Below are 12,553 nucleotides of genomic sequence, written 5' to 3'. Positions count from 1 at the left end.
TAGCTCGACGGAGTGGGGGTCGACCTTTCACCGAAGCGATGCTTCCGCCTGGCACTCAGGCGAGCGCCAACGACAGGTTTTTCCGGCGCTAGTTTAATAGACTGCCCAGCTGTGTTAGGCCGAAACATTCCCCGCTCGAGGACAGACATGGCCGGCACATCGCGAAAATATCCCATGCTGCGGCGTTCGCGCGCGATGTGGGGCTCACGGCGGGTCTGGCAGCCGCGCCTGGTGTTCTGGGCCGGCGCGCTTGGCATCGGTGTGATCAGCGTGCTGTTCGCGGTGCTGGCCGACAGGGCGCAGGAACTGTTTCAACTGATGACAGGAGATGCAGGCGGCTGGCGTTTCTATCTGCCGCTTGCCATTACGCCGTTGGGTTTCGTGCTGTGCGCCTGGCTCGCCCACACCTTCTTTCCCGGTTCGCAAGGCAGCGGCATTCCGCAGGCGATCGCCGCCCGCCATCTGCGTGACGACGAGGACCGCAGCCACATCCTGTCCCTCAAACTGGTAGCCGGCAAAATCATGCTCACCATCGTCGGCCTGTTCTGCGGCGCCTCGATCGGCCGCGAGGGTCCGACGGTGCAAGTCGGCGCGTCGCTGATGCTGCAGGCGGCACGCTGGGGCGGCATGGTGCAGGCCCGGGGTCTGATCCTGGCCGGGTCGGCCGCCGGGATTGCTGCCGCCTTCAACACGCCGCTGGCCGGCATCGTCTTCGCCATCGAGGAGATGGGCCGCACCTATGAGGCGCGAACCAACGGGCTGGTGCTGACGGCGGTGATCCTGGCCGGTCTCGCTTCGCTCGGCCTGCTCGGCAACTACACCTATTTCGGCGTCGCCAGGGACACCATCTCGTTTGCCGCCGAATGGCCGCTGGTGCTTGCCTGCGGCATCATCGGCGGCGGGTTCGGCGCGCTGTTCTCGCTGCTGGCGTTGAAGGCGACGCGGCGGATCCGGCGCTGGAACACTGGGCAGCCTTTGCGGCGCGCCCTGATCGTGGCCGCAATCTGCGGGCTTGCGGTGGCGGTGATCGGCATCGCCTCGGGCGGGCTGACCTTCGGCACCGGTTACGTGCAGGCGCGGGGCGCCGTCGAAGGCACGCCGCTGCCGTGGTTCTTCTTCGCCGAAAAGTTCCTGGCGGGATTGCTGTCGATGATCTCGGGCATTCCGGGCGGTATCTTCGCGCCCTCGCTGGCTGTCGGCGCCGGCATCGGCAGTTCGCTCGGCCTCCTCTTTGGCGCGAGCACTGGGGTGGCGGCACTGCTCGGCATGGCCGGCTATTTCGCCGGTGTGGTGCAAGCGCCGATGACGGCCTTCGTCATCATCCTGGAGATGACCGGCAATCACGACAATGTCATCGCGCTGATGCTGGCCTCGATGCTGGGCTACGGCACGGCGCGCATGATCTCGCACGAGCCGCTCTATCACGCGCTATCGCGTGTCTTCATCGCCGAGGCGATCCGGCGCCGCCGGGCGGAGGCCGGGCCGGGGCAAGTATGAAAGAAAAAAGGCCGGGCTTCGCGGCCCGGCCTTTCCCTCAAAAAAAGTAGCTTGCCTATTTACACTTGGCGATCGATGTCAGCGCCGCTGAAATGCCCTTCAGAGAGAAGACATAGGAGGTGGGATTGCCGCGGCCGGACTTCGCCGTCACCTTCATGTCGGTGCCGGTCTTCATGGCGGCGATCAGTACCGGCTCCTCGGCGGCATTCTCCACCCAGGCCGATTTGCCGCGGGTGAACATCGAAAACGTCTTCTTGTCGATGGTCACGGTGGCCTTGGAGCCTTCCTGGAAATTGTAGCCGGCAATGAATTGCGGCTCGTAGGACACTTGCTGGCCGGGCCGCTGGCTGACGAAGAAGAACATATCGCCATGGTCGAGCGTGGGCGGCTGCTTGTCGGTCGGCACGGTCAGGACATAGCAGACCTTGCCGCCCGATGCCTGGTAGCTGTAGGTGCCCCAGGCATTGTGCTGGCCGATCTTGGTCGCCGACTGCGCCAGTGCCGGCGCTGCCACGGCCACCAGGGCCAGACTCGAAACTATCGCAATCAATCCGCGCATCGCTTTTCCCGTATTCCAAATGGTGCGGAGGCAGGCCGGCTTGGCGTCCTGCCCGTCGCTTCATTTTGATTTAATCTGGGTTACCAAACGGTGAATTTCCGAAGAGAAAAGGACCCTCACCCCGAGGAAAACCGCCACCATACCCGCGCCGCCGCCCTGCGAGCGGGTGGCGCGACATCCCTTTGGCGACTTGGAGGCCACGAAAGCGGCAAGAGTTTGACTTTTTACGCTGTCGCCGAAAGCCGGCTTCAACGGCGTTCCGCGCGCGTGTTCAGCCCTTGTCGGCCATGGCGTCCCTGGCGGCCTGCCGGTGCGCAGTGGTGATGTGGGCACTGACGGCGGTGATCGCGGCGGTGAGCACGGCGATGTCGTCGGTGAAGCCAAGCCCGAAGACGAAGTCGGGGATGACATCCACCGGCAGCACGAAATAGCCGAGCGCGGCCAGCAGAATGCCCTTGGCGCGCAGCGGCGTGTTCTTGTCCATGGCGCAATAATAGGCGGCCACGACCTCTTCCATGAAGGGGATCTGCCGCGCGGCCTTCTTGGCTGTGCGCCAGAATTTCTCGCGCACTTCGCTCTCGTCTGACGGCTTGCCGCCAAAGCCGAAGAAATCAAAACCGGATTGTTGCGCCATCAGTCTCTCCTTGCGGGGCTCATGCGCATCCGGCGCCTGCCCCGCGGGGGAAAATGTGGTGAAACCCGACCCCCGCTACAAGATGCCGGTGCCGATTTGGGCCTGCCGAGGCGATACCAGGCCTCAGGCGCCGGCAAAACGGTTCATTTTCGTGGCCAGATCGATATCGAGCGCAGTGACGCCGCCGGCGTCGTGGGTGTTCAGCGTCACGTCGACGGTCTTGTAGACATTCGACCACTCGGGATGATGATCCATCGCCTCGGCGGCAAGCGCGACGCGGGTCATGAAGGCGAAAGCCTCGGAGAAATTCGCGAAGGTGAATGTGCGCTTGATGGAGGCGCCGTCTTCCGCCAGCGCCCAGCCGTCGAGGCCCGTCAATGCGGCTTCAGCGGCTTGCCTGCCCAGTTTCTCTCTCGCCATGTCCCTATCCTGTGCTATTCGAAAACGACCCTCACCATAGCGACGGATCGATGAGCGCGAAGCCTATAAATTCCATTCTCTTCGTCTGCCTCGGCAACATCTGCCGGTCGCCGCTGGCGGAAGGTGTCTTCCGCGCCGTTTGGGCCGAGCGCGGGCCGGCCCGGGATATCCTGCTCGATTCGGCGGGAACCAGTGACTGGGAGGCCGGCTCTGCCCCCGATCGACGCGCGATCGCGGTCGCCATGCGGCACGGCGTCGACATTTCCGGGCAGAGGGCGCGCAAGGTCACGCCGCAGGACCTCCACCGCTTCGACCTGATCCTCGGCATGGACCGGTCGAATGTCGCCGACCTGAAGGCGCTGGCGCCGGCGGCCGTGCAGGACCGCATCCATCTGTTCCTGGAGTTCGCGCAGGGAAAGGCACGCGACGTGCCGGATCCTTATCATGACGAGGCAGAAGCCTTCGCTTCCGCCTATCGCATGATCCGCGAGGCGTCGGAGGCGCTGGCGACAAGGCTGGAGGCGCGGGCGTCCGTGCCTGACAGCGGCCAGGCTTCCTCGACGATGTAGGGTCCGCCGCCGACCGAATCGCGCGACGACATCAAAACGAAACGGCCGATGCGGAACGGCAGCGTCGAGAAATTGCCGCGCGCCGACAGATATTGGGCAACGTCCAGCGGGGTCGAATTGCGCAAGCGCGCCAGCGTCACATGCGGCATGAATTTGCGCGGGTCGGCCGGGATGCCGAGCCGCTGGCAGATGCGGTCGATCTCACCTTGAAGGGCGGCCAGATCGGGCGAGGCGGAAGCGCCCGCCCACACCGCATGCGGCTTCTTCTGGCCGAAAGCGCCGACGCCGGTCAGCGCCAGCGAGAAAGAAGGGCGGTGGACGCGGTCGAGCGCGTTGGCGATCTCGTCGGCGACATGGCCGGGAACATCGCCGATGAAGCGCAGCGTCAGATGGTAGTTTTCGACGTCGATCCAGCGGGCTCCCGGCAAGCCGCCCCGCAGCAGGGACAGCGAAAGGGCAGCGTCACGCGGAATTTCGAGGGCGGTGAAAAGACGCGGCATGAAGAGCCTCCCTTCCTCGAATCGAACTGTCACCCATAGCGAATCATCGATAGTCAAACGGAGCAAGAGGTTTGTTGGCCACAGTCCCTGTTAAAAGCTCGCCGGGCGGAAACAGTTCCAACCCGCTAGGAATCGCCCGGCACCGCCGCGATCACCTTCTCGACCGTGGGCAGGATGCGTTCGACCATCTGGTCGACGCCTCGTGCGCTCGGATGCAGGCCGTCCTCGAGCTGCATGCCGGGCTGGCCGGCGACGCCATCGAGAAAGAACGGGTAGAGCGCGACGTCGTATTTCTTCGCCAGGTCCGGGAAAATGGCGTCGAAGGCGCTCTGGTAGTCGGGACCGAGATTGGGTGCGGCGCGCATGCCGGCCAGAAGCACGGCAATCTTGCGCTGCTTCAGCTTGCTCAGCATCTCGTCGAGGTTCTTTTTGGTGATGTCGGGCGAGACGCCGCGCAGCATGTCGTTGGCGCCGAGTTCGAGGATGACCAGCTGCGTGCCGTCCGGCACCGACCAGTCAAGCCGCGCCAGGCCGCCGCTCGTCGTGTCGCCGGAGACGCCGGCATTGGCGACGGTCACGTCGTGGCCTTTGGCGCCAAGCGCTGCCTGCAGCCTGTCGGTAAAGCCCTGGTCGGGTCCAAGGCCATAGCCCGCCATCAGGCTGTCACCGAAGCCGACGATCTTGAACGGCTCGGCACGCGCCGACGACATGACGCCGCAAATGGCGAGGAAAACCACGAAGCCTGCGGCAATACTGCGTTTGAAAGACATGCGGCAGGCCCCATATGAGCTAGGAATTCTTCAGTCGACGGCTTCCGGCAAGCAGAGCCTTCATTCCCAGATATAGGACGATTTCATTTTGAGAGAAGCCGTCATCGCGCTGAAAGATGTGTCCCTGACCCTTGGCGAGGGCGCTTCATCGGTCCATGTGCTGAAGGGGGTGAGCCTCGATGTGGCGACCGGCGAGGCGACCGGCATCGTCGGACCTTCGGGTTCCGGCAAGTCGACCTTGCTGATGGTCCTGGCAGGCCTGGAAAGGGTCGATTCGGGTACGGTCCGAATCGCCGGCGAGCTGCTCAACGGCAAAAGCGAGGACCAGATTGCATCGTTTCGTGGCCGAAACATTGGCATCGTGTTCCAGTCCTTCCATCTCATTCCCAACATGACGGCGCTCGAAAATGTCGCGGTGCCGCTGGAACTGGCGGGCCATGCCGATCCGTTCGCGGTGGCGGCGCGCGAGCTGGCGGCGGTTGGCCTCAGCGACCGCGTCACCCACTATCCCGGCGAATTGTCGGGCGGCGAGCAGCAGCGCGTGGCGATCGCCCGCGCATTGGCGCCGTCGCCGCGCATCCTGATCGCGGACGAGCCGACCGGCAATCTGGACCAGGCGACCGGGCGGCAGGTCGCCGACCTCTTGTTTGCGAAGGCGGCCGAGCGCGGCATGACGCTGGTGCTGGTCACGCATGATCCGGCGCTCGCGGCACGCTGTTCGCGCCAGGTTTCGATGCGCTCGGGCCGGATCGAGGCACCGGCGCCGGTCAAGGTGACGGCCTGATGCCGCTGTCCCGGACGTTGAGGCTCGCTGTCCGCTTCTCGCTGCGCGAGATGCGCGGCGGCCTGTCCGGTTTCCTGATCTTCCTCGCCTGCATCGCGCTCGGCGTCGCGGCCATCGGCGGCGTCAACTCGGTGGCGCGTTCGATCACCGCCGGTGTCGCCAATCAGGGCCAGACGCTGCTTGGCGGCGATCTTCGCTTCCAGATCAACCAGCGTGACGCCAGCCAGGCGGAGCGCAGCTTCCTTGACGGGCTCGGCACGGTTTCGCGGACCGCCAGCATGCGTTCGATGGCGCGTCTGGCCGACGGATCCGACCAGGCGCTGGTCGAGGCCAAGGCGGTCGACCATGTCTATCCGCTCTATGGCACGCTGGAGACCGAGCCGGCGCTGTCGAAACAGGAACTGTTCGGCGAAGAGTTCGGCGTCTTCGGTGCGGCAGCGCCCGATCTGCTGTTCGAGCGGTTGCACGTCAAGCTTGGCGACCGGCTGAAGCTCGGCACCGCCACTTTCGAACTGCGCGCCAAGCTGGTCGCCGAACCGGACGCCGTGTCCGACGGTTTCGGCTTCGCGCCGAGGCTGATGATCTCGACCGAAGGGTTGGCGGCCACTGGACTGATCCAGCCGGGCAGCCTGGTCGAGAATGCCTACAAAATCCGGCTGCCGGCGGACGCCGACGAGACGAGGCTCAAGGCCATCCAGGATCAGGCCGCCACGGATTTTCCGGAAGCCGGCTGGTCGATCCGCACGCGCAGCAACGCGGCGCCCGCGCTGTCGTCCAACATCGAACGCTTCTCGCAGTTCCTGACCCTGGTCGGGCTGACGGCGCTGGTGGTCGGCGGCGTCGGCGTCGCCAATGCGGTGCGCGCCTATCTCGACGGCAAGCGCGGCGTCATCGCCACCTTCAAGAGCCTGGGCGCTTCGGGCGGCTTCGTCTTTGCCGTCTATCTCGTGCAGATCCTGATCATAGCCGGATTGGGTATCGTGCTGGGCCTTGTGCTCGGCGCACTAATGCCCTTCGCGGCGAGCGCGGCCTTGCAATCCGTCATTCCGGTGCCGGCCGAAGGCGGCTTCTATCCCGGCGCGCTCGGCATGGCGGCGCTGTTCGGTCTGCTGGTGACGTTGGCTTTCGCGCTGCTGCCGCTCGGCCGCGCCCGCGACGTGCCGGCAACCGCGCTGTTTCGCGAAATGGGGCTGGAAGGCCGCGGCTTGCCGCGCCCCGCCTATGTCGCGGCGGCCATAGGCATCGCGCTGCTGCTTGCGGCGCTGGCCATTCTATTCTCGGGCGACCAGCGCATCGCCTCGATCTTTGTCGGCGCTACCGTCTTCGCCTTCCTGGTGCTGCGCGCGGTCGGCGCACTGGTGCAATGGACGGCCAGGAAAAGCCCGCGCGTGCGCTTCGTGGCGCTCAGGCTCGCCATCGGCAACATCCATCGGCCAGGCGCCCTGACGCCATCGGTGGTGCTGTCCCTTGGGCTCGGGCTGACGCTATTGGTGACGCTGGCGCTGATCGACGGCAATCTCAGGCGACAGATCTCGGGCAGCCTGCCGGAACGGGCGCCGAACTTCTTCTTCGTCGACATCCAGAGCGCCGATGTCGCGTCCTTCTCGGCGCTGATCGGCAAGGAGGCGCCGCAGGGCGTGCTGGCCAAGGTGCCGATGCTGCGCGGCCGGGTGATGGCGCTGAACGGTGTCGATGTCGACAAGGTGAAGGTGCCGGCGGAAGGCGCCTGGGTGCTGAGGGGGGATCGCGGCCTGACCTATGACACCAGGCAGCCGGAGAACGCGACGCTGACCGAGGGCAGTTGGTGGCCCGAAAATTACAGCGGCGAACCGCTGGTTTCGTTTTCGGCCCAAGAAGGCAAGGAGATCGGGCTGAAGCTCGGCGACACCATCACCGTCAATGTGCTGGGCCGCAACGTCACGGCCAGGATCGCCAGTTTCCGCCAAGTCGAATGGGAGACGATGGGTATCAATTTCGTCATGGTCTTCTCGCCCAACACATTCGCGGGCGCCCCGCATGGCTGGATGGCGACGCTGACCGAAAAGAGTGCATCGACGGCCGACGACGCCCGCATCCTCAACGCCGTCACCCGCGCCTTCCCGGCGGTGACGACGGTGCGGGTCAAGGACGCGCTCGACGTCGTCAACCGGCTGGTCGGGCAGCTCGGCACGGCGATCCGGGCGGCCGCTGGCGTGGCGCTGATCGCTTCGGTGCTGGTGCTGGCCGGCGCGCTTGCAGCCGGCAACCGGGCGCGCATCCATGATGCGGTGGTGTTGAAGACGCTGGGCGCGACACGCACGACGCTGATATCGGCCTTCTCGCTCGAATATATGCTGATCGGGCTGGCCACCGCCATTTTCGCGCTGGCGGCGGGCAGCGCAGCCGCCTGGTTCGTCGTCGCGCGCATCATGACTTTGCCGTCGCATTTCATGCCGGAGGTGGCGGTGGCAACCATTCTGTTTTCGCTGGTGATCACGGTCGGCATTGGTCTCGCCGGCACCTGGCGGGTGCTCGGCCACAAGGCAGCACCGGTGCTGCGCAACCTGTGACGACAGGCCCGGAACGGGCACCCTGGATTAAATCTTGGTAAGAAAGCCGTCCGAAAAGCCGAGGAATCGGCGCTTCGCCCTCTCACGAACCGTTACATCCGGTTACGGTCTTGTTCTTGACGCGAATAACCATCATATTTCGCCACAGGCATGCTGGAGCCCTGCCAGCGGCGCCTGGGTCCGGAAGGACCTGACACCGGACGGGGCAGAAGCAATAGAGGACTACAATGGCTGATCCCATTCGCAACTACCAGACGCGCGCCGTGCCCGGCGTCGGCGTCGGTGCCGACATCGATCAGGGCCTGCGCGCCTACATGATCAAGGTTTACAATCTGATGGGGCTTGGCCTCCTCATCACCGGTCTTGCCGCTGTCGGCACGATCATGCTGGCCACCACCACCGATCCGGCTTCGGCTGTCGCGACGCTGCCGAGCGGCGAGATGCTGACGTCCTTCGGCTACGCGATCTTCGGCTCGCCGCTGCGCTGGGTGGTGATGCTGGCGCCGCTGGCCGCCGTGCTGTTCCTGTCGTTCCGCGTCCAGTCGATGAGCGTTTCGGCGGCGCAGACGACGTTCTGGGTCTATGCCGGTCTCGTCGGCCTGTCGCTGTCTTCGATCTTCCTGGTCTACACCACGGCCAGCATTTCACAGACCTTCTTCGCCACGGCCGCCGCCTTCGGTGCGCTGTCGCTGTTCGGCTACACCACCAAGCGCGACCTGACGGCAATGGGCTCGTTCCTGATCATGGGCGTGTTCGGCATCATCATCGCGTCGGTGATCAACATCTTCCTGCAGTCGTCGGCGCTGTCGTTTGCCGTGTCGGCGATCGGCGTGCTGGTCTTCGCGGGCCTCACCGCCTATGACACGCAGAAGATCAAGGAGATGTATTTCGAGGGCGACAGTTCGGACGTTGCCGGCCGCAAGGCGATCATGGGCGCGCTGACGCTCTATCTCGACTTCATCAACCTGTTCATGTTCCTGCTGCAGTTCATGGGCGATCGTCGCTAGTTCAGCATGCTGGACCATCGAGTTCCAAAAGGGCGGCCCAACGGCCGCCCTTTTCTTTTGTGCCGGGCTTTGCTGTTATCGCGAGCAGAGAAATGGCACGCATAAATTATGAGCACTATTACGATTCGCCCGGCGACAGCGGCCGACCTCGACAGCATCACCGGCATCTACGCCGACGCGGTCGCCCAAGGCACGGCGAGCTATGAGTTGGAGCCGCCGAGCCGCGCGGAGATGGGTGTTCGATTCGACAGCCTGATGGCCGGCGGCTTTCCCTACCTTGTGGCGGAGAAGGACGGCGCGGTTCTCGGCTACGCCTATGCCGGTGCCTTCCGGCCACGCCCGGCCTATCGCTTCATTGTCGAGGACTCGGTCTATGTCGCGCCCGAGGCCAAGGGCCAGGGCGTCGGGCTCAAGCTGATGCAAAGCCTGATCGAGGCGGTGACGACGGCGGGCTTTCGCCAGATCATCGCGGTGATCGGCGATGGCCGTCCCGACAGCGCCTCGGTGCGGCTGCACGAAAAGCTCGGCTTTCGCCATTCGGGCCGCCTGGAAGGCTCCGGCTACAAGCACGGCCGCTGGCTGGACACGGTGTTCATGCAGCTGTCCATGAATGGCGGTGCCTCGACGCCGCCCGATCCGAGTTCGCTGCCAGAGCGGAAGTTTCGCCTTAGAGCGGACTGAAGAAGGAACTGACGAATTGCGGAATTGAAGAACTGAAGAATAAAAAGAAGCGGCGGCAACAGATGACGCCGAGGCCTTTTCTCAACTCATCAATTCTCCATTTCTTCAATTCCCCTGCTCTAATTCCCTGCTCAGGCTTCGACCAGCTTCAACTTGCTGTCGAACACACCGAGCACGCGGCCGAGTTCCTGGCCGCGTTTCAAGATGCGGCCGCCGGCGGCGATGACGGCAAAGGCGCCCTGCTTGCGGGCCAGTTTCGGATCCTTGACGATCTGGAACAGCGGCACTTCGCTGGTGCGGCGGAAGACGGAAAAGACAGCGCGGTCGGCGAGATGATCGATGGCGTAGTCGCGCCATTCATTGGCGGCGACCATGCGTCCGTAGAGCCTGAGGATCTGGTCCAGCTCGCGTCGATCGAACCGCACCGGCTGATCGAGACGTTCGCGTCGCGCCTCGTGCAGCGGGATTATTGCGGATGCGTCCCCATCCCCCGTCCCGCCACTGTCATCGGTCATGCCTCGATCCTTCAAAATGAATCTTTGCCAACCAAAGTTGGCGTGTTCGCGACTGAATTGCAAGGCCCGGCGAACCGAGCCCCGCGCCGCGCCGTTTCCGTCACGTCCAGTCACTTTTATGAAACGCCGTGTTGGAATTGGTGATGTTCCGCCACATTTCTGCCTTTTTTTATCCGCGCTCATGCCCCAATGTCCGACGAATTTACCGGCGTTGCCTGAGACGGTTCGGTCCGGCACCGGCTCGTAAACCCCAAGCCCCCCGCCCACGGGTCTGCGTCGGATCGAACCAACCTCGGCTCTTCTTCGGAAGAACCGGGAGCGACGATCCCAAAACCTAAATGACCGGCGTCAGAAGCAAGCTGACGTCGGTTTTTTATTGGCTGGTGATAGGTGAGCCTTCGCGCTACCGCGGCAGGGGTTTGAGCGCTCTCAAGGCTTGTGGATGAATGCGGCGCCGAGAATGGGACCGGGCATGCCGTCCTTGCCGACCGACTGCAGCAGCACGGCGCAGCCGTCCTTTTTGGCAATCTCGCTCATCGGCAGTTCGTAGCGCTGTGCCTTGCCATGCCACATGCCGGCGGTCTGGATGCCGGTGACGGCGTTCCAGTAGGTCATCTTGCGGCCGGTATTTTCGCCCTCGCCGACTTTGACCGTCTGCGGCGGGTCGAAATAGACGATGACGACATGGGCGTCGCTGGGGCCGTTGCCGGCATCGCCGGCGTCGATCATCACGCGATCGCTGGTGCGGCTGACCTTGACGGCGACGCGCATGCCTTCGCCGCTCTTGGCCATGCGGGCGAGCGCACCATCGACCTCGCCGCGGTTGGCGCCGTTGACATGGACGCGGCCATTGATGACGGCCTGCGGCGTATAGACGGAGCGGCTGCCGAAGGCGCGCATATAGTCGTATTGCCGCTCGGTGTTCTCCTTGCGGCCGAGCGTGTCCTGCCAGCCGAGATAGTCCCAGTAGTCGACGTGATAGGCGAGCGCGACGATGTCTTCCTTGGCGGCAAGTTCGGAGAACAGAGTATCGGCCGGCGGGCAGGAACTGCAGCCCTGGCTGGTGAACAGCTCGACCACGCCCAATGGCTTTTCGATCTGGACCCGGTCGGTCTGGGCGCGATCGGATTCGCCGGCATGCCCGGCGCCGGCAGACGCCGAGAAGGCCAGCGCAAGAGCTGCCAGCCACAATGATTTTCGCGAGGCCATGGCCATTCCGATTCCCGCCGGTGATGCCGGCTTTATCTTGATTGCTGAAATATGTGGCAGAACCGGAAGTCAACGGGAAGTCACGTTGCGGTGAAATTTTGCCGTTGCAGCCGACCGCAACCGCGCAATAGCAAGGATCTGCGCTTCAGGATAGAAACCGATTCGGGCGGCAATCGCGATGTGGCAAACGTTTTTTGCGCCGGTCGACCTCTATTGCGAGCGGACCGGCCCGGAATTCTGGTCCGAACCGGTCAACGCCCTGACCAACTTCGCCTTCATCGCCGCCGGCCTGTGGGGCGTGCGCGAGGTGCGAAGGCTGGGCACCGGCGCCTTCGCCGAGGTGCTGGCCTGGTGGGTGGTGGCGATCGGCATCGGCTCGACGATCTTCCATACTTTTGCCACCAAGGGCACGGTCTGGGCCGACGTGCTGCCGATCGCCGGCTTCACGCTGGCCTACACGCTGTTCAATCTGCGTCGCTTCCTCGGCATGCGATGGGGCAAAGCCATCGCCATCTTCATCGCCTTCTATGTGATTGCCGGGGCGATAACCGTTGCCGTGCCGGACTGGTTGCGCCAGGCGTCGAACGGCACGACGGGCTATCTGCCGCCGTTCCTGGCGCTCGCCTTCTTCGGCGCGCTGGTGGCCGCCAGCGGCAATCGCGCCGGCTGGTACAATCTGGCCGGGTCGGCGATCTTCGTGGTGTCCGTCGTCTGCCGGATGATCGACCCGCTGGTCTGCGGCGGCTTCCCGCTCGGCACGCACTTCCTCTGGCACATCCTCAACGGGCTGATGCTGGGTGTGTTGTTGGCCGCCGCGGCGCGGTTTGGGGCGCCGAAAGTAAGGGAATAGGGGAATAGG

14 protein-coding genes are annotated in these 12,553 nt (G+C 64.3%); 7 read left to right on the top strand and 7 right to left on the bottom strand.

The window, feature by feature from the left end; translation table 11 throughout:
• Positions 1-147: 147 nt before the first annotated feature.
• The gene (locus LB559_RS31060) at positions 148-1,497 is read left to right on the top strand and encodes a chloride channel protein (RefSeq protein ID WP_224675764.1); all 1,350 of its coding nucleotides are present in this window, start codon (positions 148-150) and stop codon (positions 1,495-1,497) included.
• A gap of 55 nt (positions 1,498-1,552) precedes the next feature.
• On the opposite strand, the gene LB559_RS31055 is transcribed toward LB559_RS31060, so the two are convergent.
• From LB559_RS31055 to LB559_RS31045, 3 genes are all read right to left on the bottom strand, one after another.
• Positions 1,553-2,056 (bottom strand): invasion associated locus B family protein, encoded by a 504-nt coding sequence (locus LB559_RS31055; protein ID WP_013528815.1) that lies wholly within the window; start codon positions 2,054-2,056, stop codon positions 1,553-1,555.
• Positions 2,057-2,327: 271 nt separating this feature from the next.
• Complete coding sequence (locus tag LB559_RS31050) at positions 2,328-2,690, bottom strand: YkvA family protein (protein ID WP_027162884.1); 363 nt, start codon at positions 2,688-2,690, stop codon at positions 2,328-2,330.
• Positions 2,691-2,813: 123 nt separating this feature from the next.
• The gene (locus LB559_RS31045) at positions 2,814-3,110 is read right to left on the bottom strand and encodes a 4a-hydroxytetrahydrobiopterin dehydratase (protein WP_013528817.1); all 297 of its coding nucleotides are present in this window, start codon (positions 3,108-3,110) and stop codon (positions 2,814-2,816) included.
• A gap of 50 nt (positions 3,111-3,160) precedes the next feature.
• Here LB559_RS31045 and LB559_RS31040 point away from each other — a divergent pair, with 50 nt between their 5' ends.
• Positions 3,161-3,679 carry a low molecular weight protein-tyrosine-phosphatase gene (locus LB559_RS31040; protein ID WP_084015491.1) on the top strand — a complete coding sequence of 173 codons (519 nt, stop codon included), beginning with the start codon at positions 3,161-3,163 and terminating at the stop codon, positions 3,677-3,679.
• Here LB559_RS31040 and thpR read toward each other — a convergent pair.
• Positions 3,583-4,179: an RNA 2',3'-cyclic phosphodiesterase gene (thpR, locus tag LB559_RS31035; RefSeq protein WP_013528819.1), complete on the bottom strand. Its 597-nt coding sequence runs from the start codon at positions 4,177-4,179 to the stop codon at positions 3,583-3,585. The genes LB559_RS31040 and thpR overlap by 97 nt on opposite strands.
• Before the next feature lie 125 nt (positions 4,180-4,304).
• A complete protein-coding gene (locus LB559_RS31030; protein ID WP_024504016.1) occupies positions 4,305-4,949 on the bottom strand; it encodes an arylesterase in 645 nt (214 codons plus the stop codon).
• 88 nt (positions 4,950-5,037) lie between these two features.
• Between LB559_RS31030 and LB559_RS31025 the strand changes: the two genes are divergently transcribed.
• The 4 genes from LB559_RS31025 (at position 5,038) to LB559_RS31010 (ending at position 9,970) form a co-directional block, all read left to right on the top strand.
• Positions 5,038-5,733, top strand: coding sequence for an ABC transporter ATP-binding protein (locus tag LB559_RS31025; RefSeq protein ID WP_224675763.1), 696 nt, complete (start codon positions 5,038-5,040; stop codon positions 5,731-5,733).
• Complete coding sequence (locus LB559_RS31020) at positions 5,733-8,282, top strand: ABC transporter permease (protein ID WP_224675762.1); 2,550 nt, start codon at positions 5,733-5,735, stop codon at positions 8,280-8,282. The genes LB559_RS31025 and LB559_RS31020 overlap by 1 nt, the downstream gene beginning before the upstream one ends.
• Before the next feature lie 227 nt (positions 8,283-8,509).
• On the top strand, positions 8,510-9,289 hold the full coding sequence (locus LB559_RS31015) for a Bax inhibitor-1/YccA family protein (protein WP_013528823.1): 780 nt from the start codon (positions 8,510-8,512) through the stop codon (positions 9,287-9,289).
• Between the two features lie 108 nt (positions 9,290-9,397).
• The gene (locus LB559_RS31010; RefSeq protein WP_224675761.1) at positions 9,398-9,970 is read left to right on the top strand and encodes a GNAT family N-acetyltransferase; all 573 of its coding nucleotides are present in this window, start codon (positions 9,398-9,400) and stop codon (positions 9,968-9,970) included.
• A 131-nt stretch (positions 9,971-10,101) separates the two neighbouring features.
• On the opposite strand, the gene LB559_RS31005 is transcribed toward LB559_RS31010, so the two are convergent.
• Positions 10,102-10,485, bottom strand: coding sequence for a DUF2794 domain-containing protein (locus LB559_RS31005; RefSeq protein WP_013528825.1), 384 nt, complete (start codon positions 10,483-10,485; stop codon positions 10,102-10,104).
• Between the two features lie 429 nt (positions 10,486-10,914).
• A complete protein-coding gene (locus LB559_RS31000; protein ID WP_224675760.1) occupies positions 10,915-11,700 on the bottom strand; it encodes a DUF1223 domain-containing protein in 786 nt (261 codons plus the stop codon).
• A gap of 172 nt (positions 11,701-11,872) precedes the next feature.
• Between LB559_RS31000 and LB559_RS30995 the strand changes: the two genes are divergently transcribed.
• Positions 11,873-12,544: a ceramidase domain-containing protein gene (locus LB559_RS30995; RefSeq protein WP_224675759.1), complete on the top strand. Its 672-nt coding sequence runs from the start codon at positions 11,873-11,875 to the stop codon at positions 12,542-12,544.
• Positions 12,545-12,553 lie beyond the last annotated feature (9 nt).

Origin of the sequence: Mesorhizobium sp. BR1-1-3 (assembly GCF_020165455.1) — a bacterium.
GTDB classification, from domain to species: domain Bacteria; phylum Pseudomonadota; class Alphaproteobacteria; order Rhizobiales; family Rhizobiaceae; genus Mesorhizobium; species Mesorhizobium ciceri.
Note: the sequence above shows the minus strand (reverse complement) of the source record. Positions and strands in the feature narration are given on the sequence as shown.